Genomic DNA, 24,100 nt, shown 5'->3' with positions numbered 1-24,100 from the left:
GATTCGCGCCACGGCGGGGCCCCCGCCATACTGTCGCTCCCCACCGCACGGAACGGGACTCCATGACCGCGGAAGACAGACCCGACTCGCCGCCCCTGACGGAACGCCAGGAGGCGCGCCGCCGGCGCATCCTGCACGCCAGCGCGCAGCTGGCCGGGCGGGGCGGTTTCGACGCCGTACAGATGCGTGAGGTCGCCGAGGCCGCCGGGGTGGCCCTGGGCACGCTGTACCGCTATTTCCCCTCCAAGATCCATCTGCTGGTCGCGACGATGCAGGACCAGCTCCAGCACATGCACACGACCCTGCGGAAGCGGCCGCCGGCCGGGGACAGCTCGGCGGAGCGGGTAGCGGAGACGCTGATGCGCGCCTTCCGGGCGCTCCAGCGGGAACCACAGCTCGCGGACGCGATGGTACGGGCCCTGACGTTCGCGGACCGGAGCGTGAGTCCCGAGGTGGACACGGTGTCGCGGCTCACGACGGCGATCATCCTGGACGCGATGGAGCTGGAGCACCCGACCCCGGAGCAGCTCTCGGCGGTCCGGGTGATCGAGCACACCTGGCACTCGGCGCTGATCACGTGGCTGTCCGGGCGGGCCTCGATCGCCCAGGTGAAGATCGACATCGAGACGGTCTGCCGGCTGATCGACCTGACCGCGCCGAGCGGCGCCGCCCCCGCGGGCGGCCCGGCCGCGCCCGCGGCCACGAAGGCGCGCGGGCGGGCCGGGACGGCGCGCTGAGGCCCTTCCCCCGGCGGCACGCCGAAGGGCCGCCAGGGAGGGACGCCTACTCCTCCGGAGGGAAGACCGGCTCTCCGCCGTCGAGCAGGGTGATCAGGATCGCCTCCACGGGGCAGCCCTCGGCCGCCGCGAGCACGCTCTCGTTCGCGTCCGCATCCGGCCGCGTGGGATGCGACTGACGGGCCGAGTCGAGCCGGAAGCCGTCCGGGGCGTGGTTCACGCACATGGCCGAGCCGATGCACACCCCCCGGTCGACCTCGACGTGCCAGCGGTCGCCCATCACGCCCCACCCGGCCCCTCGTACCCGGCCGGCAGATGGATCATCTTGTGCTCCAGGTACTCGCCGAAGCCCTCGGGACCGAACTCCCGCCCCAGGCCGGAGTTCTTGTAGCCGCCGAACGGGCCGAGCATGTCCAGGCTGAAGGTGTTCACGTTGAAGGTGCCGGTGCGCACCCGCCGGGCGAAGTCGATGCCGTGCTCGACGTCCCCGGTCCAGACGCTGCCGCTGAGCCCGTAGTCGGAGTCGTCGGCGATCCGGAGCGCCTCGCTCTCGTCCCCGTACGGGAGGAGGCAGACGACGGGTCCGAAGATCTCCTCTCGGGCGATCCGCATGGAGTTGTCGACGTCGCCGAAGAGCGTCGGCTCGACGTACCAGCCGCGCTCCCGGCCCGCGGGACGGCCGCCGCCCGCGAGGACCTTGGCGCCCTCCTCCTGGCCGATGCCGATGTAGTCGAGGGAGCGCCGCTGCTGGCGGCGGGCGACGAGCGGGCCGACCTGGGTCGCCGGGTCGAGCGGGTCGCCGACGACGAGGGCGCCGGCGGCCGCGGCGAGCGCCTCGGCGATCTCGTCGTAGCGGCTGCGCGGGGCGAGGATGCGGGTCTGGGCGACGCACGCCTGCCCGTTGTTCATCCAGGCGGCCGGGACGATCCCGGCGACGGCGGCCGCCACGTCCGCGTCCGGCAGGACGACGGCGGCGGACTTGCCGCCGAGTTCGAGGGTGACGCGGGTGAGGTTGCGGGAGGCGACCTCCATCACGCGCTTCCCGGCCGCGACCGACCCCGTGAAGGAGACCTTGTCGACGCCCGGGTGCCCGACCAGGTATTCGCTGACCTCCCGGTCGGCCGGCAGGATGCTCAGGACCCCCTCGGGCAGCCCGGCCTCCGCCGCGATCTCGCCCAGGATGTAGGAGTCGAGCGGACTTTCCGGCGACGGCTTCAGCACCACCGTGCAGCCGGCCAGCAGCGCCGGGCCCAGCTTCGCCGCCGCCGTGAACTGCGGGACGTTCCACGGCACGACGGCCGCGACCACCCCCACCGGTTCGCGCCGCACCATGATCGGCCCGAGGACTCCGTCACGCCGGGACTCGTACGTGAAGTCGCGGGCGACGGTGATCGCGGCGTCCCAGACCATCATCGCGCCGAGCGCCTGGGCCAGCACGCTCCAGGAGTACGGGGAGCCGTTCTGCGTACTGATCGAGCGGGCGATCTCCTCGTGCCGGACGGCGATGGCGTCCTTGATCCGGGTGACGACCCCGATCCGCTCCTCGAGCGTCGCCCGGGGCCAGGGTCCGTGGTCGAACGCCTCGCGGGCGGCGGCGACGGCCCGGTCGACATCGGCCCGGGAGGCGTGCGGCACGCGGCCGACGACCTCCTCGGTGTGGGGTGAGATCACCTCGATGACCTCACTGCCGAGGGGATCGGTCAACCGGCCGCCGACGTACAGCTTTCCGTGCTCCACAAGCTCGGTCATGACCGACTGCCTCCCGGAACCCGCGACGTTACCTGACTGTGTTTCAGAACTGATACCAGTTCTACTTATCATCGGCAATGCTCGAACGGATGCCGTGCCGTCGCGGAGAGATGAGGATCCATGACCCAGGTGACCGAGCACGGCGGAGGCGTCTGGTCCCTCCGCGTCCCCATCCCGGACAACCCGCTCGGCCACACCCTGGTCCATGTCGTCGACACGGACCGCGGCCCCGTCCTCATCGACACCGGCTGGGACGACCCGGCCTCCTGGGACGAACTCGCCGCCGGGCTCACCGCGCTCGGCACGTCCGTCCGCGACGTCCACGGCGTCGTCATCACCCACCACCACCCCGACCACCACGGCCTGTCCGGCCGGGTCCGCGAGGCCTCCGGCGCGTGGATCGCGATGCACGCCGCCGACACCGCCGTCGTCCGCCGCACCCGCGCGTCCGAGCCCGGGGTGTGGCTCGACTACCTCGCCCGCAAACTCGCCGCCGTCGGCGCCCCCGAGGAGCACACCGCCCCGCTTTTCGCCGCCCGGGGGAACGGCCGGATGCGGACCCTGCCCGGGCTGCGCTCGGCCCTGCCCGACCGCGAGATCGTCCCCGGAGAGCTCCTCGACCTCGCGGGGCGGCGCCTGCGCGCCGTCTGGACCCCCGGTCACACCCCCGGCCACGTCTGCCTGCATCTGGAGGAGGCCCACCCGGCCGGGCTGCCTGGGCACGGCCGGCTGTTCTCCGGCGACCACCTGCTGCCCGGGATCTCGCCGCACATCGGTCTCTACGAGGACCCGGACGACGACACCGTCACCGACCCGCTGGGCGACTACCTGGACTCGCTGGAGCGGATCGGCCGCCTCGGCGTCGCGGAGGTGCTCCCCGCCCATCAGTACGCCTTCGCCGACGCGGCCGGCCGGGTCCGCGAGCTCCTCGACCATCACGAGGAGCGGCTGACGGGCCTCCTCGCCCTGCTGGCCACCCCTCTCACCCCGTGGCAGCTCGCCGAACGGATGGAGTGGAACCGCCCCTGGGAACGGATCCCGTACGGCTCCCGGACCATCGCGGTCAGCGAGGCCGAGGCGCATCTGCGCCGACTGGTGAAACTGGGCCGCGCGGAACCGGCGGCCGGCACGGACCCGGTGGCGTACGTGGCGGTCTGACCGGGGTCCCGGTGCGGCGGTCTGACCGGGGGCCGGTCGGCCGTCCGCGGGTTCCACCGCACCCCTGGCGCAGCCGGCGGCCGGCCGGGGGCTGCGGAAGGCGGTCGCCCGTACGTCCCGATCGGGCACGCCGGCGCCTCGCGGTTCCGCCGCCGGCCCTCTCACGAGGCCGGTGGGCGGGCACTCCGGCGCCTCGCGGTTCCGCCGCCGGCCGCGCCCCGGGGTCGCGGGGTGTGAGGCACCTCGCACTCCCCGGCCGCCCGGGCTACGGGCCGGTAGAGTGTGCCCGTCGTCATCATGCCCGTACGGGGGGAAGCCGGTGGAAATCCGGCACTGACCCGCAACCGTGAGCCACCCCGCGTGGTGAGTCGGAATGCCCCGTCCGGGACGTGAACGCCGGCACCGTCGAGGAATACGGAGCCGAGCCTGGTGCCCTTGCGCGTGCCGGTGCCCGGCCGCAGGAGAGGCCAGCACGCATGACCACCGTCCGCCGCGGCGCCGCCGCGTTCGCAGCCGCCGCGCTGCTCTGCACCGGAACGGCTTCCGTCGCATCCGCCGCGCCCTCCCCCACCCCCACGCCGGTGATCCCCTCCGGCCTCTACGGCACCAAGGACCCGACGTACGACGGAGTCTGGCGCCAGTCGCTCGCCTTCATCGCCCAGCGCACGAACGGCATCCAGCCCGCCGAGCAGGCCGTGACCTGGCTCCAGCGGCAGCAGTGCGACAGCGGCGCCTTCTCCTCGTACCGCCCGGACCCCGCCAAGCCGTGCGCCCCGGCCACCATGCTGGACACCAACGCCACCGCCGTCGCCGTCCAGGCCCTCTTCGGCGTCAAGCGCGACAGCGCCGACCCCGAGGCGCTCGCCAAGGCCGCCAAGGCGGGCGCGGGCTGGCTGAAGGGCGTCCAGAACAAGGACGGCGGCTGGGGCTACAACCCCGGCAGCCCCAGCGACGCCAACTCGACCTCGATCGTGATCGGCGCCCTCGCCGCGCTCGGCGAGAAGCCGGGCGAGGTGACGTCCGCCGACGGCAGGACGCCGTACGACGCGCTGCTCGGCTTCGCCGTCCCCTGCGCCACCAAGGACGGGGCGGGCGCGTTCGCCTACCAGCCCGACAAGACCGGCACGCTCCTCGCGAACGCCGACGCCACCGCGGCCGCCACGCTCGCCGGGCTCGGCAAGGGCATCACCGCGCGCGGCGTGAAGCCCGCGCAGACGCCCACCTGTACCGACCTGCCCAAGCGGACGGTCGAGCGGGCCGCCCTCAACGGCGCCTCCTACCTGGCGGGCGCGCTGGCGAAGACCGGCCACCTGAACACGCCGCCCATGCCCGGCGCCGCCGAGTCGGCCCCGCTGCCGGACTACGGCAACACCGCCGACGCCGTCGTCGCCCTCGCGGCGACCGGCGCCACCGAGGAAGCGGCCGGGGCGCTGACCTGGCTGGAGAAGAACTCCGCCGCCTGGGCGCGGGAGAACGGCCCGGCCGCCTACGCCCAGCTGGTCTTCGCCGCCAACGCCATGGGTGTCGACCCGACCGCCTTCGGCTCCGCCGACCTCCTCGGCCTGCTCGCCGCCACCGGCCCGGCGCCGCAGTCCTCGCCGTCCGCCACGGCATCGGCGAGCGACGCGAAGGCCGAGGACGGCGAGGACTCCGGCTCGTTCGGCATCTGGTGGATCATCGGCATCGGCACCGTCGTCGGCGTCGGCATCGGCATCCTGCTGAGCGGCCGCAAGAAGTGAGGTCCTGGCGTCTCTCCGCGGCCGCGGCGGCCACCGCCGCGGTGGCCGCCGTCCTGACCGCGGCCGCCGCCGGCCCCGCCCAGGCCGCCGGATACCGGTACTGGTCCTTCTGGGAGGGCGAAGGCGCCGACCGGTGGACGTACGCGAGCCTGGGCCCGGCGACCGCCAGGCCCGGCGACGGGGAGGCGATCGGCTTCCGCTTCGCGGTCAGCCAGGACACGAAGGACGCCACCCGGCCCTCCGCGGCCCCCGACTTCGCGGCGGTCTGCTCCGGTACGCCGGAGAAGCGCGGCACCAAGCGGGTCGCGGTCGTCGTCGACTTCGGCGGCCCGTCGGACGCCCCGCCCGGCGAGACACCCCCGGTACCCGCCCTCACGGTCGGCTGCGCGCAGGTGCGCGAGGACGCGACGGGGGCGGAGGCGCTGGCGGCGGTGGCGAAGCCGCTGCGGTACGACAGCGCGGCGATGCTCTGCGGCATCGCCGGCTACCCCGCGAAGGGCTGCGGCGAGCAGGTGGCGCAGACCGAGCCGTCCGGGACCGCGAAGCCGGACGGGCGCGGCCCGACGGCCACGGCCGCCGGAGACGGCGGGGAGGACGGCGACGGCGGTCCCGCCCTCGGGATCGCCGCGGGCGGGGCGGCCGTGCTCGTCCTCGGCGGCGCGGCGGTCTGGAAGGCTCGCCGCCGCGCATGATCCGTGCCCCCGAGGCGAACCGGTCCAACGCCCTGCACGCGGGCGCCTGGTGGCTCTGGGCGCTCGGCCTCGCCGTGGCCGCCTCCCGCACCACCAATCCCCTGCTCCTCGGACTGATCGTCGCCGTCGCCGGCTATGTCGTCGCGGCGCGCCGCACCGACGCGCCCTGGGCCCGCTCGTACGGCGCCTTCGTGAAGCTCGGCCTGTTCGTGGTCTTCGTCCGGGTGGTGTTCTCGGTCGTCCTCGGCTCGCCGATCCCCGGCACCCACGAGCTGGTCACCTTGCCCGAACTGCCCCTGCCGGACTGGGCCCAGGGCGTACGGATCGGCGGCCGGGTCACCGCCGAACAGCTGGTCTTCGCGGTGTACGACGGGGCGAAGCTGGCGGCCCTGCTCATCTGCGTCGGCGCCGCGAACGCGCTCGCCAACCCGGCCCGGCTCCTCAAGTCGCTGCCCGGCGCGCTGTACGAGGCCGGGGTGGCCGTCGTCGTGGCGATGACGTTCGCGCCGAACATGGTCGCCGACGTGGTCCGGCTGCGGACGGCCCGACGGCTGCGCGGCCGCCCGACCGGCGGCTCGCGGGCGGTGCTCCAGATCGGGCTGCCCGTCCTCGAAGGCGCGCTGGAACGGTCGGTCGCCGTGGCGGCGTCGATGGACGCGCGCGGGTACGGGCGTACGGCGCGGGTCCCGGCGGCGGTGCGGCGGACGACGAACGTGCTGACGCTGGGCGGCCTGCTCGGGGTGTGCGCCGGTTCGTACGGCCTGCTGGCGGCGGAGGGCGCGGGGTACGGGCTGCCGCTCGTCGGTGTCGGTCTCGCCGCGGCCGCGGCCGGTCTGTGGCTGGGCGGACGGCGGACCGTACGGACCCGCTACCGGCCCGACCGCTGGGGGGCGCGCGCCTGGCTGGTCGCCGGTTCGGGAGCGGTGGTGGCGGCGCTGATGATCGTCGCCGACACCTACGCGCCCGACGCGCTGCGCCCCGGGGTCGTCCCGCTCGTGGCGCCGTACCTGCCGGTGTGGCCGGCGCTGTCGGTGCTGGTGGGTCTGGTTCCGGCGTTCGTCGCCCCGGTGCCCGCCTCCGTGTCCCCGCCCGACTCCGCGCCCGTTTCCGCGTCCCCGCCCGTCTCTGTGTCTGCGTCCGAGGAGTCCCGAGTTCCGTGATCCGCTTCGAGAACGTCTCGGTGACGTACGGGGACGCCGACGCTCCCACCCTCCGGAACCTGGACGTGACGGTCCCCGAGGGGGAGCTGGTGCTGCTCGTCGGCCCCTCCGGGGTCGGCAAGTCGACACTGCTCGGCGCGGTGTCGGGGCTCGTCCCGCACTTCACGGGCGGAACGCTCAGTGGCCGGGTCACCGTCGCGGGCCGCGACAGCCGGACCCACAAGCCGCGTGAGCTGGCGGACGTGGTCGGCACCGTCGGCCAGGACCCGCTCGCGCACTTCGTCACCGACACGGTCGAGGACGAGCTGGCGTACGGGATGGAGTCCCTGGGCCTGGCTCCGGCGGTGATGCGGCGCCGGGTGGAGGAGACGCTTGACCTGCTCGGGCTCGCGGAACTGCGCGACCGCCCGATCGCCACGCTCTCTGGCGGGCAGCGCCAGCGGGTGGCGATCGGCTCGGTGCTCACCCCGCACCCCCAGGTGCTGGTCCTGGACGAGCCGACCTCGGCACTGGACCCGGCGGCGGCCGAGGACGTGCTGGCGGTGCTCCAGCGTCTGGTCCACGACCTGGGGACGACGGTCCTCATGGCCGAGCACCGCCTGGAGCGGGTGGTGCAGTACGCCGACCGGGTCCTGCTGCTGCCGGAAGGGATCATGGGCCCGCCCGCCGAGATCATGGCCGTGTCCCCCGTCCACCCGCCGGTGGTGGCCCTGGGCCGCCTCGCGGGGTGGTCCCCCCTGCCGCTGACGGTCCGCGACGCGCGCCGCCGCGCGGCCGACCTGCGCACCCGCCTGGAGGGCCGCGCCCCCGAGACGCCCTGCGCACCGGCTGCCGCGCTCGCCCCGCCGGGAGCGACAGCGGCAGCGGCAGCGGCAGCGGCAGCGGCAGCGGCAGCGGCAGCGGACGAGCCTGTCGCGCGGGAGGCCGGTGAGACGACTGGCGGGCAGACGACCGCGGCGCGGGCGGCAGACGGGGCGGCTGGTGCGGTGGCGGCCGGGGAGGCGGCTGGTAACGCGGCGACCAGCGGAACGGCCGGTGCGCGAGCGACCGGCGACACAGCCGTCACGCCTACGGCCGGTGAGGCGACTGGTGCGCGAGCGATCCGCCGGATCCCGCCCCCGCGAGCAGCCGGGGCGGCCGCCGTTCCCGAGGCGGCCGGGGCCGCCCGGGGGTGGTGGGATGGAGTGTTCCCCCTCTCGCGGAGGCGTCGCGCGCGGGCGGCCGGCCCGGTCGGCCCTCACGGCAAGCGGCCCGGGGAGCTGCTCGTCGAGGCCGACGGGCTCGGCGTCCGCCGTGGCCGGGTCGAGGCCCTGCGCCGCGTCGACCTGCGCGTCACCGCCGGGGAGACCGTCGCGCTCATGGGGCGTAACGGCGCCGGCAAGTCCACCCTCCTCGGAAGCCTCGTGGGGATGGTCCCGCCGACGTCGGGCAGCGTGCGCGTCGGCGGTCTGGTCCCGCACAGGACGGAGCCCGGCGAGCTGATCCGCCGGGTCGGACTCGTACCGCAGGAGCCGCGTGACCTGCTGTACGCCGACACCGTCGCCGCCGAGTGCGCCGCCGCCGACGCGGACGCGGGCGCCCCGCCGGGGACCTGCCGCGAGCTGGTCTCCGGGCTGCTGCCGGGCGTGGCCGACGACACGCATCCCCGCGACCTGTCCGAGGGGCAGCGCCTGGCGCTCGCCCTGGCCGTGGTCCTCACCGGACGCCCCCCGCTGCTGCTGCTCGACGAGCCGACCCGCGGTCTCGACTACGCGGCCAAGGCCCGCCTGGTCGCCCACCTGCGGATGCTGGCCGCCGAGGGGCACGCCCTCGTCCTCGCCACGCACGACGTGGAGCTCGCCGCCGAGCTGGCGCACCGGGTGGTGATCCTGGCGGGCGGCGAGGTCGTCGCGGACGGCCCGACGGCCGAGGTCGTGGTCTCGTCCCCCGCCTTCTCCCCGCAGGTCGCGAAGATCCTCGCCCCCCAGCCGTGGCTCACGGTCGAGCAGGTCGCCCCGCACCTGAGGGAGGCCAGGTGAGCGCCCGGAGGGCGGCCCCCGCCCGCCCCCTGCGGCTCGGCCCCCGCGCGATCGCCGCGCTCGTCCTGATCTCCGTCGTGGGCGTCCTGGCGTTCGGCTGGCCGCTGCTCGCCGACTCCTCGGCTGCCGTGACCTCCCACTCCGCCGACGCCCCCTGGCTCTTCGCCGCCCTGCTGCCGCTCCTCGTCGCGGTCGTGGTCGCGACCATCGCCGACAGCGGGATGGACGCGAAGGCGGTCGCGATGCTGGGCGTCCTGGCCGCGGTCGGGGCGGCCCTGCGGCCGCTGGGCGCCGGTACGGCCGGTCTGGAGCCGATGTTCTTCCTGATGGTGCTGAGCGGCCGGGTCCTCGGGCCCGGCTTCGGCTTCGTCCTCGGCTCGGTGACGATGTTCGCGTCCGCCCTGCTCACGGGCGGTGTCGGCCCCTGGATGCCGTTCCAGATGCTGTCGATGGGCTGGTTCGCGATGGGCGCGGGCCTGCTGCCGGGCCCGGACCGCCTCCGGGGGCGCGGCGAGCTGCTGATGCTCTGCGCGTACGGGTTCGTGGCGGCGTTCGCGTACGGCACCGTCATGAACCTGTACGGCTGGCCGATCGTGGCGGGGCCTTCGGGAGCCTCCTTCGTCGCCGGGGATCCGGTGCACGAGAACCTGGCGAGGTTCGTCGTCTACGTCCTGGCCACCTCGCTCGGCTGGGACCTCGGCCGCGCCGCGCTGACCGTGGTCCTCACCCTCACGGTCGGCGGGACCCTCCTCAAGGCGCTCCGGCGGGCGACGAGACGCGCGAACTTCGAGGCCCAGGTCACGTTCGAGGCCCCTTCCGGGTCCCGCGAGCGTGAGGCGCCCCACAGGACCTACGTCACGTACGGCCCGGAATAGGAGACGGGCGCGATCGCCCGCCTCACCCCATACGCCCCTTTCGACCTGCGGAAACGTGCGGGTCGGTCGGCCCGGGACGTTCGCCGGACGTGCGATCGGGGGTAGTACAGGGGGTCGTTGCCGGCCCGAGCCGGCCCTGCTTGTCTGGTGGACGTCGCCAGGCAGCCGGCGCTCAGCGCAGCTCCTCGGACGAGCCGATTACCCCGGTTCCCGGTTTCCCGGGCTCTGGTTCCGGCTTGCCTGAAACGCCCGGCGCGGACCATGTCCCCGACGTGAGGTGTCTTCCGTTGTTCCGCTCCCTCTCCACTCGTGTCTCCGCCCGCAAGAAGACCGTCGCCGTCTCCGCAGCCGTGCTGCTGGGAGCCTCGGGAGCGGTGCTGGGCACGACGGCCACGGCCTCCGCTGCGTCTCCGCAGGAGATCGCCAAGCAGATCGTGCCCGCCTCGCAGTACCAGGCGTTCAGCAAGATCGTGTCGCACGAGTCCGGCTGGAACTACACCGCGACGAACTCCTCCAGCGGCGCCTACGGCCTGGTGCAGGCCCTGCCCGCCTCGAAGATGTCGTCCGCCGGCTCCGACTGGAAGACCAACCCGGCCACCCAGATCAAGTGGGGCCTCGACTACATGAACGACCGCTACGGCAGCCCGAACGCCGCCTGGGCGTTCTGGCAGGCCAACGGCTGGTACTGAGCCACCGCCGCCGCCACGACGGCGTCCCGCACGGCCCCGCCCTCCGCGAAGGAGGGGCGGGGCCTGCCGCGTCTGCCCGTGTCCGCTACAACCGCTGGATGATGGTGCCGGTCGCCAAGGCTCCGCCCGCGCACATCGTGACCAGCGCGAACTCCTTGTCCGTCCGCTCCAGCTCGTGCAGGGCGGTCGTGATGAGCCGCGCGCCGGTGGCCCCGACGGGGTGACCGAGCGCGATCGCTCCCCCGTTCACGTTCACCTTCTCCAGGTCCTGGTCGAACACCTGCGCCCAGCTCAGCACCACCGAGGCGAAGGCCTCGTTGATCTCGACGAGGTCGATGTCCTTGAGCGACATCCCGGCCTTCCCCAGCACGGCACGGGTGGCGTCGATCGGCCCGTCGAGGTGGAAGTGCGGGTCGGATCCGACGAGTGCCTGGGCGACGATCCGGGCCCGGGGCCGGAGCTTGAGGGCGCGGGCCATCCGCTTGGAGGCCCACATCAGCGCGCAGGCGCCGTCGGAGATCTGGGAGGAGTTCCCCGCGGTGTGGACGGCGGTCGGCATGACCGGCTTGAGCCCGGCGAGGGCCTCCGTGCTGGTGTCGCGCAGCCCCTCGTCGCGGTCGACGAGCCGCCACATGCCCTGCCCGGCCGCCTGCTCCTCCTCCGTGGTGGGGACCTGGACGGCGAAGGTCTCGCGCTTGAAGCGCTCCTCGGACCAGGCGATCGCCGCCCGCTCCTGGGACAGCAGCCCGAGCGCGTCGACCCGTTCACGGGTGAGCCCTCGCTTGCGGGCGATACGCTCGGCGGCCTCGAACTGGTTGGGCAGGTCGACGTGCCACTCGTCGGGCCAGGGCTTTCCCGGCCCGTGCTTGGATCCGGAGCCGAGGGGGACGCGGGACATGGCCTCCACGCCACAGCTGATGCCGATGTCGACGACCCCGGAGGAGATCATGTTGGCGACCATGTGGCTCGCCTGCTGCGAGGAGCCGCACTGACAGTCGACGGTGGTGGCGGCGGTCTCGTAGGGCAGCCCCATGGCGAGCCAGGCGTTGCGCGCCGGATTCATGGACTGCTCGCCGGCGTGGGTGACCGTACCTCCGACGATCTGCTCGACGCAGTCGGCGTGGATGCCGGTACGGCCCAGGAGTTCGCGGTAGGTCTCGCCCAGGAGGTAGGCGGGGTGCAGATTGGCGAGCGCGCCTCCGCGCTTGCCGATGGGGGTGCGTACGGCTTCGACGATGACGGGTTCCGCGGCCATGAGCTCGTCCTCTCCTCGCCCCGGCGGGGTGTCCCGGCACTCCGCCCCAGGGAACTAGTACGCGTTCTAGTTCTGAGTGCAGTCTTATGACTGCTACCGCCGGTACGCAAGGGCCGTGCACCTACCGGCTGCACCCTTTCTCCGCAACACTTCCCACCGTGGCCCTTGCCACTTGTAGAACTCGTTACTACCTTTCCGACAACTTCTGATGGACCGTCAGACGAACGCGTCTCAGACATGGAGTGTGTTGCCGATGCCCTGCCCTCACCTCCCCGAAGGGTTCGACGCCACCGATCCCGACCTGCTCCAGGCCCGCATCCCCTTCCCGGAGTTCGCCCGGCTGCGGCAGACCGCTCCGGTGTGGTGGTGCCCTCAGCCGAGGGGCGTCACGGGTTTCGACGACGAGGGCTACTGGGCCGTCACCCGCCACGCCGACGTCAAGTACGTCTCCACCCGGCCCGAGCTGTTCTCCTCCACCGAGAACACGGCCGTCATCCGCTTCAACGAGCACATCACCCGGGACCAGATCGAGGTCCAGAAGCTGATCATGCTCAATATGGACCCGCCGGAGCACACCCGGGTCCGCCAGATCGTCCAGCGCGGCTTCACCCCGCGCGCGATCCGGGCGCTGGAGGTGGCGCTGCGGACCCGCGCGCGGACGATCGTGGAGGAGGCGAAGCGCAACGCCGGCGCGGACGGCACCTTCGACTTCGTCACCCAGGTCGCCGTCGAACTCCCGCTCCAGGCGATCGCCGAACTCATCGGCGTCCCCCAGGAGGACCGCTCCCGGATCTTCGACTGGTCGAACAAGATGGTCGCCTACGACGACCCCGAGTACGCCATCACCGAGGAGATCGGCGCCGAGGCCGCCATGGAACTCATCGGATACGCGATGAACCTCGCCGCGGCCCGGAAGGAGTGTCCCGCCAAGGACATCGTGACGCAGCTCGTCGCCGCCGAGGGCCAGGGCAACCTCTCGTCGGACGAGTTCGGCTTCTTCGTCCTGCTGCTGGCCGTGGCCGGCAACGAGACCACCCGGAACGCCATCAGTCACGGCATGCACGCCTTCCTCACCCACCCCGACCAGTGGGAACTCTTCCGGCGTGAACGGCCGGCGACCGCCGCCGAGGAGATCGTGCGCTGGGCGACCCCGGTGGTCTCCTTCCAGCGCACGGCCACGCAGGACACCGAGCTGGGCGGGCAGAAGATCCGCAAGGGCGACCGGCTGGGGCTCTTCTACTCCTCCGCCAACAACGACCCGGACGTCTTCGACGACCCCGAGGCCTTCGACATCACCCGCGACCCCAACCCCCACCTCGGCTTCGGCGGCGGGGGCCCGCACTTCTGCCTCGGCAAGTCCCTCGCCATCAAGGAGATCGAGCTGATCTTCAACGCCCTGGCGGACGAGCTGCCCGACCTGACGCCGGCGGGCGAGCCGCGCCGGCTGCGGGCGGCCTGGCTGAACGGCATCAAGGAGCTGCGCGTCCGCGTGGCCGGCTGAGTCACGGCGCCGCGGGCCCGCGTGGCCCGCCGAGCCACGAAGCCGCGGGCCCGCGTGGCCGGCTGACGTGAGAGGCGGGGGTCCATCCCCCCTACGCCGGCCCCCGCCTCTCTCGAACCGGAGACCGGCCGGTCGCCGTCGCGGTTCGCGGGCCCGGTCCGGCCGGAGGGCGCCGTCGCCGGGCTCACCGGCGGGCGGGAGGTCTCTCTCACCGCACTGGACCAGGAGTTCCCCGAACCCGCGCGCATCGACGCGGACCACGTGCTGAGGGCGGTCGCCGGCACCCCCTACCGGCGGATCGTCCACAACACCGACCGGCTGCTCACCGTCGGCGGCGGCATCCCGGTGTGGCTCCTGACGGTCTGCGGCGTCCTGGCGGCGGGCATCGCGACGACGGTGGCGGTACGCGTACGACGCCGGGGCACCGGGGTACGTTCGACCGTATGACCCATGATCAATGGACCGCTGTCGACCACTACGTCACCGACCTGCTCCTGCCGGCCGACGAGGCGCTCGACGCCGCGCTCGCCGCCTCGACGGACGCGGGACTGCCCGAGATCGCCGTCGCCCCCAACCAGGGCAAGCTGCTCAACCTGCTCGCCACGGCGACGGGTGCGCGGTCGGTCCTGGAGATCGGCACCCTCGGCGGCTACAGCACGATCTGGCTGGCCCGCGCCCTGCCCGCCGACGGCAGGCTGATCACCCTGGAGTACGACCCCGCCCACGCCGAGGTGGCCCGCGCCAACGTCGCCCGCGCCGGCCTCGACAAGATCGTCGAGGTCCGCACCGGCGCCGCCCTGGACACCCTCCCCCGCCTGGAGGCGGAGGGCGCCGGCCCGTTCGACCTGGTCTTCGTCGACGCCGACAAGGTGAACAACCCGCACTACGTCTCCTGGGCGCTGAGGCTCTCCCGCCCCGGCACGCTGATCATCGTCGACAACGTGGTGCGGGGCGGCAAGGTCGCGCACGAGCGCCCGGACGACCCGGCGGTCACGGGCACCCGCGCCATGTTCGACCTGGTCGCGCGCGAGCCCCGCCTGGACGCCACGGCCCTCCAGACCGTGGGAACGAAGGGGTACGACGGCCTGCTGGTGGCGCGGGTGGTGAGCTGACACCTCGGGGGAAGCGCCGGGCGCTCCCACCCGCGCGAGCAGGGGTCCGGGGGCCGGAAGGGCAGGCCCCGCGAGCAGGGATCCGGGGGCCGGAAGGGCCGGCCGCCCCGCACGCGTCGGCCCCGGAGAGCTAGGCGCTCCCCCCGGCACGGGCCGGGGACCGGGGCGCGCTCGACTGCCGGCCGACGAAGAGCGGCACCTCCCCCGAGGCGTCGAGGACGACCACGCCGAAGGGACGGTCGAAGGCGATCTCCTCGATCACCTTCGGCCGGGGCGGAGCGCCACTGCGGGTCATCGCGACGGTGGTGACGGCGGCGGCCTCCACGCCCTGTTCGGCGACCTCCACGAGCGCTTCCTGGACGACCTTGGAGATGCAGAGCTCCTCGGGCGAGAGGCCGGAGAAGTCGGCGCCGGGCCGGACGGCCCGGGAGACGCCGAGGGCGGGCAGCTGCCCGTACACATCGGTCCGCGCGCGCAACGAGAAGCGAGGCAGGGCCAGTTCGACGCCGTCGGCCCGCAGCGCCTCGCGCCGCCCGGCCTCGGCCCAGGCGGCGGCCGGCGCCCCGGCGGGGTCGTCCCCCTCCGCCCCGAGGACGAACCGCACCCGCACGGCACTGCCCTCGGCCCCCGCGCGTCCTTCGTCTCCCCCAGCCGCCCCCGCCGGCCCGGCCGATCCGGCTCCCTGGCAGGGCAGTTCGACGACGGTCGCCCCGCCCACCCGCCACGCCCAGGTGGCGGGAATCCGCCGGTGCATGGTCGGTACGAGGGCGGAGTCGCCGTTCCGGTCCGTGAACGGCTTGTCCCGCGTCCCCGCGGCGGGGAACGCGCCGAGCCAGGACGCCTTCAGTGCGAGGGCGTTGACGAGTACCAGGTCCTCGGAGCCGTCGAGGGCGAGCGGCAGCCGGTCGATCCGTCCGCCCGTCGACTCCTCCACCCAGGAGTCGATCTCCCGCTGCGCGCCGCCGGCCCCGGCCAGCGGCCCGAACCCCACATCGGGCAGCCCCTGCCGGAAGCCGTCGAGCACCGGGACCCCGCTCCACACCCCGGTCGCGACGGCCACCCCCTCCGTCCGCCGCAGCCACCGCCCGCCGGCCGTCACGGCGCCGGCCGCCGCCTCCCCGTCGACCCCGAGCACGTTCCGCAGCTCCTCGGCGGTCCCGCCCCGCGCCCCGGAGGCCACCGCCCCGAGGGCCAGCCACAACCCGGCGGGCGAGCAGACGAAGTCCCCGTCGCCGAAGCAGGGCAGCCACCGCGCGGCGAGCGCCCGCACGGCTCCCGTGTGCGCCGCCAGTTCCGTACCGGTCATATCCTGCCCTTCATGAGCATCGTGAAGATCAATGAATGGGTCAAGCCACTCACATAAAACCTCGGACGAGCGCCCCTACGGCCCGCCAGCCTAGAAGCCGTTGGCTCATGCTCCACTACGCTCGCCGCACATGGTCGGGCGGGACCAGCCACTCCCGCCCGCCGTGCTCGGACCACAGGAATGCCATAGGGCGCTTCCGGCGCTCCCTGGGCAGCTCGGCGGGGTCCTCGTAGTCCCGGATCACGTCACGCAGGATGCCCACCCTTCCGGCGCTGCCCTCCACCCGCCGGCCGATGTCGTCCGGGCCGATCACTTCGGGCACTTCACGTGCTGGTAGACGGCCTTGTCGGGCTTGGACGGCTCGCGCAGCGTTCCCCGGCGACAACGTTCGAGCGACGCGATCGGCTTGTTGCATGCAGGGCAAACCTCGCAGGAAGGGGCGTAGGTCGTGTACTCCCACTGCCGTGCGTCCGTTTCGCGCTCCTGAGCCTTGCCGGGCATGTCGTCGTCCCCTCGGTCTGTCTGCGTTCCTTGCCGAGGACGCTAGGAAGACGCCCGACGGAAGCTCCACGAAATTGCATGAGTTTGCATGCCAAATCACCTGTCTCATTAGCGCGTTGACGCCCCCTACGCAGGTCGGCATGGTTCATGCAAGCCCACGCAATCACCTGGACCAGGGAGTCAGCCATGGCCGTAGAGTTCGTAGGCATCGACCCGAACACCGACCGCGATCACTGCCCGACGGTGTGGGCGGACACGGAAGCTCAGGAGATCTTGTTGCAAGGCTGGAAGCCGGACAGCGAGACTCGGGCCCAATGCGAGGCGAGCAGCCCCGCGAACGGACCGGTTCCCGACAGCGAGGCGATCGTCAGGCTTCCGGCCCGCATGATTCCGATGATCCGGGAGGCGTGCGATGCCGTCGAGCGTGCCCAGCTTCGCTGAGCTGTTGGGCCGGTGCGAGCGGTCCGCCGTGCACCTGGAGATGCGTGACTCATACGCGCCCACTGACAGGTTCGAAGCGTGGAAGCGGGGCGAGCGCATCGACTGGGACGACCGCGCGTCCTGGTGGCACCCGTACGACCAGTTGATCACGGATACCGTGGCGCGAGGAGTGTCGATCCGGCGCGCCCGGATCGTGTCCGAGCCCGTGACGGAGTACATCCGGTGGGAGCACTACGTCACCCAGGCCAACGTCACGGCTGGCGAGGACGTCCGTTGGTTGCCGCGCCGCCGGGCCACGGACATCGCCCTCCCTGGCAATGACTTCTGGCTCTTCGACGGCGAACTCCTGCGCGTGCATCACTTCTCCGGCGACGGCGCGGTGGTCGAAGACGAGATCACCGATGACACGGCGACGGTGAAGCTCTGCGCCTCGGCCTTCGAGGCCGTCTGGGACCGGGCCGTCCCGCACCACCTGTACGCGATCTGAGGACAGCCAGCTCCATGCCCCCACACCCCTCATCGAGCGTCCAGCAAGCCCGTGAAGCACTCGCGGGCCGGCTGCGCGAGCTGCGCAGGGACGCCGGAATCAGCGGGCGGGAGCTGGCCGTCAGGCTCCGCTGGTCGGACTCGAAGGTGTCGCGCATCGGCAACGCCAAGACGCCCCCATCCGACGCCGACCTCCGAGCATGGTGCCGGGCGTGCGGAGCCGACGACCAGGCACCGGACCTCATCGCAGCGAACAGACAATCCGCGGACGCCCACATCCAATGGAAACGCCTCCAGCGTGGCGGCCTACGGCACGTGCAGGAATCCACGGAGAGCCTGTACCGGCGCACGCACCTCTTCCGCGTCTACGTCTCCGACGTGATCCCCGGCTTCCTCCAGACACCCGGGTACGCGACCGCGCTCCTGTCGTCCATCGCGGACTTCCGGGGAACACCGGACGACGTGACAGAGGCAGTCAAGGTCCGCATGAGACGGAATGCGGTACTGAACAACGCGGCGCACCGGTTCTCGTTCGTCCTGGAGGAATCGGTCCTGCGCTACCGGCTGTGTACCGTCGAGACGATGGCGGCACAGCTCGGTCACCTCCTGGCGGTCATGGACCTCCACAACGTGGCCGTGGGCATCGTCCCGTTCTCGTCGCAGCGGGCTGTTTGGCCCATGCCGACCTTCACCATCTTCGACGACACGAGGGTGCACGCGGACACCCTGGATGCCGCGTCCACACTGACGCAGCCAAGCCAAGTCGATCTGTACGCACGAGCCTTCGACCGACTGTCGCAAGGATCGGCACGGGGAGCCGCCGCACGCACGCTCGTGACGTCCGCCTTGTCGTCGCTCGACTGACCGTCCGGATTGCTGCGGAAACGCCAAAAGGCCCCTGCGCCCTCTCCGGCCAAGGAGAGAGACACAGGGGCCGTATGGCGGCATCAGCCATTCAGTACGCCGGTAAGGCGTGCGGCTGCCTTACCGCCGAAGAGCGCGATGCCACAGTAGAAGTCGATGCGAATTCGGTAGACCGGCTTGTCGTGGGACTCGCCCAGTTCGGTGACCTGAACGCCACCGTTGGTGAGTCCAGAGACACCAGCGTCCGCCTCGGTCGCACCGAAACGAACTGCGTAGATGTCACCGGTCTCCGCACCACCAGTCCCGGTCGACAGGGGCAGAACGTCCGTACCGTCGAGACGCTGGCCGGCATCCAGCAGCGGGATGCCGTTCCACATGACCGTGGGCTTACCGGCTATGTCCACGGTCAGCAGTTCACTGCCGCCGAGCCGCCGGAAACCGGATGCGATCTTGGCGCGCAGCGCGGCGTTCATATAGAGCGCGCCGTTCTTTCCGTCGATGCCACGCACCTGATTCGTCAGAGTGTCGAGCAGATAGAAGAAGTCATGACCGTGGGCAACGGCGCCCTTCCCTCCGGCGTCGATGACCTGGCGCCCGATCAGCCGCTTGCGAAGACCGTCGAACCCCTTCGGGTTGACCTCGACGTCGCCGTTGAAGAACTGGTCGGCGAAGTGAATCGAGGCGACCTTGACCTTCATATGGGGTCTGAATCGCACGCTGATCGTTGAGGTTCCCCCGCGTCTGGACGATGAACTTGTCCACGTCGGCGTCACCTCCCAGGATGGCCAGAGTCTCGACGCGCTGGTTCAGCGTGCCGGTGCTCTCCGGATACGCCTCGTTGATCGCACGGAAGGCCACGCCGGGAAGGCTGGACTCCTCGTTGTACTTGAACGCGCTTCCCTCCACCTGAACAAGGGGAAGCCGGTCGAGAATCGGCGACTCTTGAACAAACGTCTCGATTACGCCGCGCTGAAGCTGGTCAAGGGTGATCTTGGCCGATTCGGCAAGAGTGAGAGTCAAGGAAATTCCTTCCATAGTTGATTAATTGATCAGCGCATGGCTCTCCACCGAAACGCTCTGATGAGCCATGCGAGTTTTTTGCCTCCCTGCCGTGCTTTCACGGCTCGGGGAGGGGGTCACCCCCTGGTCGGGGGCTCGGGCAAGCGAGGACGGACACGCTCGGCAGCCCATCCGCCGGGCTGATGCCGCGCGGTCTCGCGGTTGTGGCACGACGTGCGCAGCGGACGCAGCCGATGCCACGCGTCCGGATCGGTCACGCCACGCGCCACCAGCGAGCGACGCGACTCCGGGAAGTGGTCAGCCACCGTCGCCGGCTTCGTGCACAGCACGCACCACGGGTGGGCGTAGAGGTAGCGGCGCCGGATGTTCGGCCACCGTCGCCCGTACGCGCTCGTCCCCGGTGTTTCCCGTAGCGCGTTCGCCTCACGCTCGTGTGCGGCACAGCGGCCACCACGGGCGGTCAGCTCGGGGCACCCGGGTACCGAGCAAGGGGGACGGGGTCGTCGAGGCATGAGGGACCTCCAATTTGCGGCGCGGACATGTCCAGAACGTCAAATTGACAGGCGCGGCTTTATACACATATGGCGTGTGACAAGCGGGGGTGGGTTAGTGCTTCACTGAAGACATGAACCCGAAGACCGAGACGCGTCCCGCGCTCGAACTCCGTGTTGGCGGGCTGCACTTGATTGTGCAGCGCGTACCCGGTTGGCTCGTCGCCCTGATCACCACCGCCGGCGGGGCAGCGGGAACGTGGTGGGCACAGCACTAGGCCACACGCACCGACACGTCCGTTCCTCACTCGATCAGGTGACGGCGTCGGCGTGCATGGTGAGCGGAAGTCTCGAAGCCCTACGCTGCCAGCCATGGCAGAGATCACTTATGACCAGGCATACAAGAAGGTCCACGACATCCTCAGTGGGCAGTACTCGTCGCAGCCCATCCACCCCGGCACCAGTCTCGATGAGCTGGGGGTCGATGAGCTCGCACTCACGGAGGTTGCGGGCAAGCTGGGGGAAGCGTTCGGCGTAGACATCGAGGTGTCTCCCGAGAGCATCCGCACCGTTGAGGACTTGGCCCGCGCGGTGGCGAACGCCCCCGCCAACGCCTAGGCCGCGCCCCCGAACTCCGTGCTCGTCTTGAGCTGGTGACACCCCCGGCACAGCACCTGAACGTTGCCGTCCGTGTCGGCCCCTCCCATCGAGAGGGGCCGCACATGGTCCACGTCCACGTCTGCCGCGGGGAAGTCGTCTAGGCACCAGTCACACCACGCGTGCCCCTTCCGCTCGATGATCCGGCGAAGTCGTGCAGCAGCATCGTTCCGGGCCGCACGTCGTCGGCTCCGTGCGCGGCGGGTGCGGACAGTCGGACGTCCCTCGTACGCCCCGTGGTGGGTCTCGCAGCGGCCCCGATGGGTCGCCGGCTCCGTGCAGTCGATACAGTGCATGGCGCCCCTCTATGTCGTCGGGCATCCTGATGCCCATTAGCACTGGGCCCGTGGGCCCCGTCACGTTGCTCATCAGGTCACCCGTTGTCGGCCTGGTCGTCGTTCTCTGCGTGCCCACCCCCGGACTCGAACCGGGAACCTTCGCGGTCTAAGCGCGACGCCTCTTGCCATTGGGCTAGGCGGGCTCCGATGGAGTGAGGGACCGTTTCCCCACCCCGGGGCATTCGTTCAGCAAGTCATGAAGAAGATCGTTACTGCCGCAGCACTCGCCCTCTCGGGGATCGCTCTCGCCGCTCCCGCCCACGCCGCAGATGACCCGGACCTCTCCGGTGCCATCGGTGCGGCCGACAATTGGAATTGGGCCGTCGGTCTCACCCCTGTGGCCCCGACCGTGGACCAGGCAGCCGCAGGTATCTCCGCACTTACCCCGCCTCTCGGCAGCCCCGTGCTCCCGCAGCCGTAACCAGTGCCCACCCCGGGACTCGAACCCGGAACTCTGCGGCCGATATCCCCGAGCCGGGACCGGTACCGCGCACCTCTACCGATTGGGTCAGGTGGGCTTGGTCGTCCTCGCCGGCGGAGCCGGTCCGGACACGGTGGGGGACCGCACGCGCTTACAACCCCTTTCGGCGACTCGCGGACGAGCCGGTTACTCATGGGCGATGCGGTCCCCCGCGCTCTGCCTCACGACCCCTGCGGCCACCCCCGTAACGGCGGGGTGCGTGGTGCACGGGCAGAGCTGATGTGAGGGCGGGCACTCGGTCCGCCGAGATCCCCCTTGGGTGGGTGCGCGGTAGTCCCGCCCTCACTGTGTTGTGGGGACCAGCAGATTCCCGGCACCCGCCGTGCGGCGTGCTCGGTGGCTCCGTGCGGTCCCTCACTGTGTTGTGGGGACCAACGGATTCCCGCGCCGTCTGTCCGGCTGCGAGCCGTGCCGCTCGGTCCCTCACTGTGGTGTGGGGACCACCGGATTCCCGAGGGCCGAGCATGACGGGATGGCGTTTCGGCGGACGGTTTGGTTTTCTCCTTATTTTTTCTTGTGCATACGAAAAAACACTCTGAACCGTCATACCGTCATGGCTCCGCCCGCTGGTCGGCCCCGCTGGGGGCAGCAAGGCGGTGGGGCTCTGAAACGCCGAACGGCCCGCCACCGGAAATCCCCGGCAACGGGCCGATACAAGATCTGTCAGGCGGTTCAGTCGCCCGCAGGGTCCGGCGACTCAGCCCACCGCACGATCACGCGGTCCCGAGTGTTCGCGTTCCGGCCCCTGCCGACGGACTTGGCGATCCTCACGGAGTCGATGAAGAGCGCCAGGAACTCCCGCTTCTTCTCCAGGTCCCACGCCGCCCATGTCGATCCCTCACCGATGGGATCTCCGTCCACGCTCGTCCACTCGTTGGGGATCTGGATGCTTCGGCTGCCGGTCGCCTCCAGTTCCGCCAGCCGTTCGGCCGTCCGCTCCTCATGGGCAGCCAACCGCGCCATGGACTCCCTGAACATCTGCGCACCGGTCTCGTCGGCGTAGACGCCGGCCAGCCGGTCCCCGTGGAGGATGCGGCGCGACTCCCTTACGTGCTCCAACTCGGCTCGGACCGCCGCGCGTTCCGCGTCTCGCTGGGACGTGTCCTGTTGGCGGGCGAAGCGCCGTGACGCCTCGGCCAGCCACTCAAGGTCTTCCGGGTCATCGGGGTCCACGGCCATGAGACGTGCCCACACCCGGCCAGCGGTCTCGCTGTCCGCCGCGTCCTGGCCGATGACGAGACCGCCGTGGCCCGCGACGACTCCCCCGGCCCGGTTGCACTTGTAGTAGAGCTTCCCGGCTCGTCGGTCGGTCACCATCACGGAACCGCAGACGTCGCAGAACAGCAGTCCGTGCCCGGCCAGCAGGGTCGGGACGCGTCGGCCCGCTCGTACGACCACCTGCGTCCGACCGTCCAGCACGTCCTGGAGCTTCCACCACTCATCCGCTGGGATCAGCCCTTCGTGTGACTGGACGGGCTGTCCTTCGTCGTCTCGCAGGATGACGCGCTTCCCCGTCTTGCCGGGGACGGGGTTGCCGTCGGCGTCCTTGGTCGCCTGCACCCGTCCCTGCCACTCGATCGCGTACCCCGCAAGGCGCGGGTCCCGCAGGATGCGCAGGACAGTGGACGACACCCACGCGGGGCGTTCGACAGCTTCCGAGACTCCGCGCGCACGGCGTGAAGCAAGGCGCTTGGCTCCCGACTCCCCCAGGGATACCGCCTTCGTGGGCACGCCGTCCTCGTTCAGTCGCTTGGCGATCTGCGAGGCGGAGATGCCTTCCGCCGCCCACTTGGCCATGTCGCGGACGTGCGGGGCTTCCACCGGGTCCGGGACGAGTCGGACGACGGACAGCTTGCCGCTGGTCGCCCTCTCCGCCGTGAAGCCGTACGGAGCGACGCCAGAGACATGGCTACCGGCCCGCCGCAGCGTGTCCTTGGTGGCGGAGACGTAGGCCGACTTCATGTCGGACTCCTGCTGTGCCAGGCCCGCGATGATGGCGAGGATGCCGACACCCACCGGCGTGGACGTGTCGAGGTACGGCTCTTCGACACTGACCAGCCGGACGCCGTGCGTCTCCAGCTCCTCGATGATGCGCATCGCTTCCAGCGCGCCCCGACGCGTCAGGCGGGACAGCGAGAAGACGACCACGGCGTCCACGTGCCCGCCGCGCACGGCCGTCATCATCTCTTCGAACCCCGGGCGGTGGATGCTCGGGTCCCACCCCGACTTGCCCACGTCCTCGAAGTGGCCCGCGTCGCTCCACCCCTTCGACGCGATCAGCGAGGCACACCGTTCGCGCTGCGCCACGGGCGACGCCTGCGAGTCGTCCTCACGCCGCTTTGACTGGCGGATGTACGAGACTGCACGGACGTGATCAAGGCTCGGCGCAGCGCCCGGCCTGTGCTTCCTGAGAGGTGTCATGTGCCTAGTGTGGTAAAGATCAACGTCCTGACCGTGCCGGCCGAGCAGCGCGAGGTGCTGGAGCAGCGCTTCGCCGCGCGGGCCGGGGCCGTGGAGGGGTCGGACGGATTCGAGTGGTTCGAGCTGCTGCGCCCCCTGGAGGGTACGGACCAGTACCTCGTCTACACCCGTTGGCGCAGTGAGGAGGACTTCCAGAACTGGATGAACGGTTCCATGAAGGCCGCCCACCAGGGCGCCCCGGGGGGCGAGGGCGGCGCGGAGCGGCCGAGGCCGGCGGCGACCGGGTCCACCCTGTGGTCGTTCGAGGTCGTCCAGCAGGCCTCCCCCAAGTAACCCCGGGGCCGGCCCGGCGGGACGCGAACGGTCGGGCGAGTGCGGCGGGGTCCCGCGCCCCCGGCGTTCGTCGCTC

The 24,100-nt window shown here is 71.7% G+C and carries 25 protein-coding genes, 1 tRNA gene, 1 pseudogene and 1 riboswitch; of the genes and pseudogenes, 16 read left to right on the top strand and 11 right to left on the bottom strand.

Annotated elements, in window-relative coordinates:
* The first annotated feature begins 62 nt into the window (after positions 1-62).
* Positions 63-737, top strand: a complete 675-nt coding sequence (locus AB0K65_RS17660) for a TetR family transcriptional regulator (RefSeq protein ID WP_365717372.1) — start codon at positions 63-65, stop codon at positions 735-737.
* Between the two features lie 46 nt (positions 738-783).
* Here the strand turns inward: AB0K65_RS17660 and AB0K65_RS17655 are convergent, their stop codons facing one another.
* Both AB0K65_RS17655 and AB0K65_RS17650 read right to left on the bottom strand, forming a co-directional pair.
* On the bottom strand, positions 784-1,017 hold the full coding sequence (locus tag AB0K65_RS17655) for a ferredoxin (protein WP_365717370.1): 234 nt from the start codon (positions 1,015-1,017) through the stop codon (positions 784-786).
* Positions 1,017-2,486, bottom strand: a complete 1,470-nt coding sequence (locus AB0K65_RS17650) for an aldehyde dehydrogenase (RefSeq protein WP_365717368.1) — start codon at positions 2,484-2,486, stop codon at positions 1,017-1,019. Before AB0K65_RS17650 ends, AB0K65_RS17655 begins: the two co-directional genes overlap by 1 nt.
* A gap of 120 nt (positions 2,487-2,606) precedes the next feature.
* Between AB0K65_RS17650 and AB0K65_RS17645 the strand changes: the two genes are divergently transcribed.
* From AB0K65_RS17645 to AB0K65_RS17615, 7 genes are all read left to right on the top strand, one after another.
* Positions 2,607-3,644 carry an MBL fold metallo-hydrolase gene (locus AB0K65_RS17645; protein ID WP_365717366.1) on the top strand — a complete coding sequence of 346 codons (1,038 nt, stop codon included), beginning with the start codon at positions 2,607-2,609 and terminating at the stop codon, positions 3,642-3,644.
* A gap of 309 nt (positions 3,645-3,953) precedes the next feature.
* Positions 3,954-4,023, top strand: a riboswitch (cobalamin riboswitch).
* Between the two features lie 97 nt (positions 4,024-4,120).
* Positions 4,121-5,383: a prenyltransferase/squalene oxidase repeat-containing protein gene (locus tag AB0K65_RS17640; protein ID WP_365717364.1), complete on the top strand. Its 1,263-nt coding sequence runs from the start codon at positions 4,121-4,123 to the stop codon at positions 5,381-5,383.
* 41 nt (positions 5,384-5,424) lie between these two features.
* Positions 5,425-6,075, top strand: coding sequence for an SCO2322 family protein (locus tag AB0K65_RS17635; protein WP_365717441.1), 651 nt, complete (start codon positions 5,425-5,427; stop codon positions 6,073-6,075).
* On the top strand, positions 6,072-7,235 hold the full coding sequence (locus AB0K65_RS17630) for an energy-coupling factor transporter transmembrane protein EcfT (protein ID WP_365717362.1): 1,164 nt from the start codon (positions 6,072-6,074) through the stop codon (positions 7,233-7,235). Before AB0K65_RS17635 ends, AB0K65_RS17630 begins: the two co-directional genes overlap by 4 nt.
* Positions 7,232-9,253 (top strand): ATP-binding cassette domain-containing protein, encoded by a 2,022-nt coding sequence (locus AB0K65_RS17625; protein WP_365717360.1) that lies wholly within the window; start codon positions 7,232-7,234, stop codon positions 9,251-9,253. Before AB0K65_RS17630 ends, AB0K65_RS17625 begins: the two co-directional genes overlap by 4 nt.
* Positions 9,250-10,128, top strand: coding sequence for an ECF transporter S component (locus AB0K65_RS17620; RefSeq protein WP_365717358.1), 879 nt, complete (start codon positions 9,250-9,252; stop codon positions 10,126-10,128). The genes AB0K65_RS17625 and AB0K65_RS17620 overlap by 4 nt, the downstream gene beginning before the upstream one ends.
* 287 nt (positions 10,129-10,415) lie before the next feature.
* The gene (locus AB0K65_RS17615) at positions 10,416-10,817 is read left to right on the top strand and encodes a transglycosylase SLT domain-containing protein (protein WP_365717356.1); all 402 of its coding nucleotides are present in this window, start codon (positions 10,416-10,418) and stop codon (positions 10,815-10,817) included.
* Between the two features lie 85 nt (positions 10,818-10,902).
* Here the strand turns inward: AB0K65_RS17615 and AB0K65_RS17610 are convergent, their stop codons facing one another.
* Entirely contained in the window at positions 10,903-12,072 is a 1,170-nt protein-coding gene (locus tag AB0K65_RS17610; protein ID WP_365717354.1) for a steroid 3-ketoacyl-CoA thiolase, read from the bottom strand.
* Between the two features lie 253 nt (positions 12,073-12,325).
* On the opposite strand from AB0K65_RS17610, the gene AB0K65_RS17605 reads away from it, so the two are divergent.
* The 3 genes from AB0K65_RS17605 (at position 12,326) to AB0K65_RS17595 (ending at position 14,685) form a co-directional block, all read left to right on the top strand.
* Positions 12,326-13,573 (top strand): cytochrome P450, encoded by a 1,248-nt coding sequence (locus AB0K65_RS17605; RefSeq protein WP_365717352.1) that lies wholly within the window; start codon positions 12,326-12,328, stop codon positions 13,571-13,573.
* 261 nt (positions 13,574-13,834) lie between these two features.
* Positions 13,835-14,020, top strand: coding sequence for a hypothetical protein (locus AB0K65_RS17600; protein WP_365717350.1), 186 nt, complete (start codon positions 13,835-13,837; stop codon positions 14,018-14,020).
* On the top strand, positions 14,017-14,685 hold the full coding sequence (locus tag AB0K65_RS17595; protein WP_365717348.1) for an O-methyltransferase: 669 nt from the start codon (positions 14,017-14,019) through the stop codon (positions 14,683-14,685). Before AB0K65_RS17600 ends, AB0K65_RS17595 begins: the two co-directional genes overlap by 4 nt.
* A 130-nt stretch (positions 14,686-14,815) precedes the next feature.
* Here AB0K65_RS17595 and AB0K65_RS17590 read toward each other — a convergent pair whose 3' ends face one another.
* The 3 genes from AB0K65_RS17590 to AB0K65_RS17580 form a co-directional block, all read right to left on the bottom strand.
* A complete protein-coding gene (locus AB0K65_RS17590; protein ID WP_365717346.1) occupies positions 14,816-15,991 on the bottom strand; it encodes a serpin family protein in 1,176 nt (391 codons plus the stop codon).
* Between the two features lie 115 nt (positions 15,992-16,106).
* Entirely contained in the window at positions 16,107-16,313 is a 207-nt protein-coding gene (locus AB0K65_RS17585) for a hypothetical protein (RefSeq protein WP_365717344.1), read from the bottom strand.
* On the bottom strand, positions 16,301-16,492 hold the full coding sequence (locus tag AB0K65_RS17580; RefSeq protein WP_365717342.1) for a hypothetical protein: 192 nt from the start codon (positions 16,490-16,492) through the stop codon (positions 16,301-16,303). The genes AB0K65_RS17585 and AB0K65_RS17580 overlap by 13 nt, the downstream gene beginning before the upstream one ends.
* A gap of 186 nt (positions 16,493-16,678) precedes the next feature.
* Between AB0K65_RS17580 and AB0K65_RS17575 the strand changes: the two genes are divergently transcribed.
* From AB0K65_RS17575 to AB0K65_RS17565, 3 genes are read left to right on the top strand one after another with little or no spacing between them, the layout of a single operon-like run.
* Positions 16,679-16,933 carry a hypothetical protein gene (locus AB0K65_RS17575; RefSeq protein ID WP_365717340.1) on the top strand — a complete coding sequence of 85 codons (255 nt, stop codon included), beginning with the start codon at positions 16,679-16,681 and terminating at the stop codon, positions 16,931-16,933.
* Entirely contained in the window at positions 16,905-17,420 is a 516-nt protein-coding gene (locus AB0K65_RS17570; protein ID WP_365717338.1) for a DUF6879 family protein, read from the top strand. Before AB0K65_RS17575 ends, AB0K65_RS17570 begins: the two co-directional genes overlap by 29 nt.
* A gap of 14 nt (positions 17,421-17,434) precedes the next feature.
* Positions 17,435-18,283 carry a helix-turn-helix transcriptional regulator gene (locus AB0K65_RS17565; protein WP_365717336.1) on the top strand — a complete coding sequence of 283 codons (849 nt, stop codon included), beginning with the start codon at positions 17,435-17,437 and terminating at the stop codon, positions 18,281-18,283.
* Positions 18,284-18,366: 83 nt separating this feature from the next.
* Here the strand turns inward: AB0K65_RS17565 and AB0K65_RS17560 are convergent, their stop codons facing one another.
* Positions 18,367-18,981: a major capsid protein gene (locus tag AB0K65_RS17560; RefSeq protein WP_365717334.1), complete on the bottom strand. Its 615-nt coding sequence runs from the start codon at positions 18,979-18,981 to the stop codon at positions 18,367-18,369.
* 64 nt (positions 18,982-19,045) lie between these two features.
* Positions 19,046-19,318 (bottom strand): annotated as a pseudogene (locus AB0K65_RS17555) (major capsid protein); the annotation flags it as partial.
* Between the two features lie 848 nt (positions 19,319-20,166).
* Between AB0K65_RS17555 and AB0K65_RS17550 the strand changes: the two are divergent.
* Positions 20,167-20,412 carry an acyl carrier protein gene (locus tag AB0K65_RS17550; protein ID WP_365717332.1) on the top strand — a complete coding sequence of 82 codons (246 nt, stop codon included), beginning with the start codon at positions 20,167-20,169 and terminating at the stop codon, positions 20,410-20,412.
* On the opposite strand, the gene AB0K65_RS17545 is transcribed toward AB0K65_RS17550, so the two are convergent.
* The 3 genes from AB0K65_RS17545 to AB0K65_RS17535 all read right to left on the bottom strand — a co-directional run bounded on the left by AB0K65_RS17545 (position 20,409) and on the right by AB0K65_RS17535 (position 23,691).
* Positions 20,409-20,747 carry an HNH endonuclease signature motif containing protein gene (locus AB0K65_RS17545; RefSeq protein ID WP_365717330.1) on the bottom strand — a complete coding sequence of 113 codons (339 nt, stop codon included), beginning with the start codon at positions 20,745-20,747 and terminating at the stop codon, positions 20,409-20,411. The two genes, AB0K65_RS17550 and AB0K65_RS17545, sit on opposite strands and share 4 nt — an antisense overlap.
* Positions 20,748-20,858: 111 nt before the next feature.
* Positions 20,859-20,932 (bottom strand) — tRNA-Leu (locus AB0K65_RS17540).
* Between the two features lie 1,010 nt (positions 20,933-21,942).
* Positions 21,943-23,691, bottom strand: coding sequence for a recombinase family protein (locus tag AB0K65_RS17535; protein WP_365717328.1), 1,749 nt, complete (start codon positions 23,689-23,691; stop codon positions 21,943-21,945).
* Between AB0K65_RS17535 and AB0K65_RS17530 the strand changes: the two genes are divergently transcribed.
* Positions 23,692-24,024, top strand: a complete 333-nt coding sequence (locus AB0K65_RS17530) for an antibiotic biosynthesis monooxygenase (RefSeq protein WP_365717326.1) — start codon at positions 23,692-23,694, stop codon at positions 24,022-24,024.
* The last annotated feature ends 76 nt before the right edge of the window (positions 24,025-24,100 follow it).

This window comes from Streptomyces sp. NPDC053755, from assembly GCF_040677675.1.
In the GTDB taxonomy this organism is placed as follows: Bacteria; Actinomycetota; Actinomycetes; order Streptomycetales; family Streptomycetaceae; genus Streptomyces.
The sequence above is the reverse complement of the archived record's forward strand: the minus strand, read 5'-3'. Positions and strand labels throughout refer to the sequence as shown.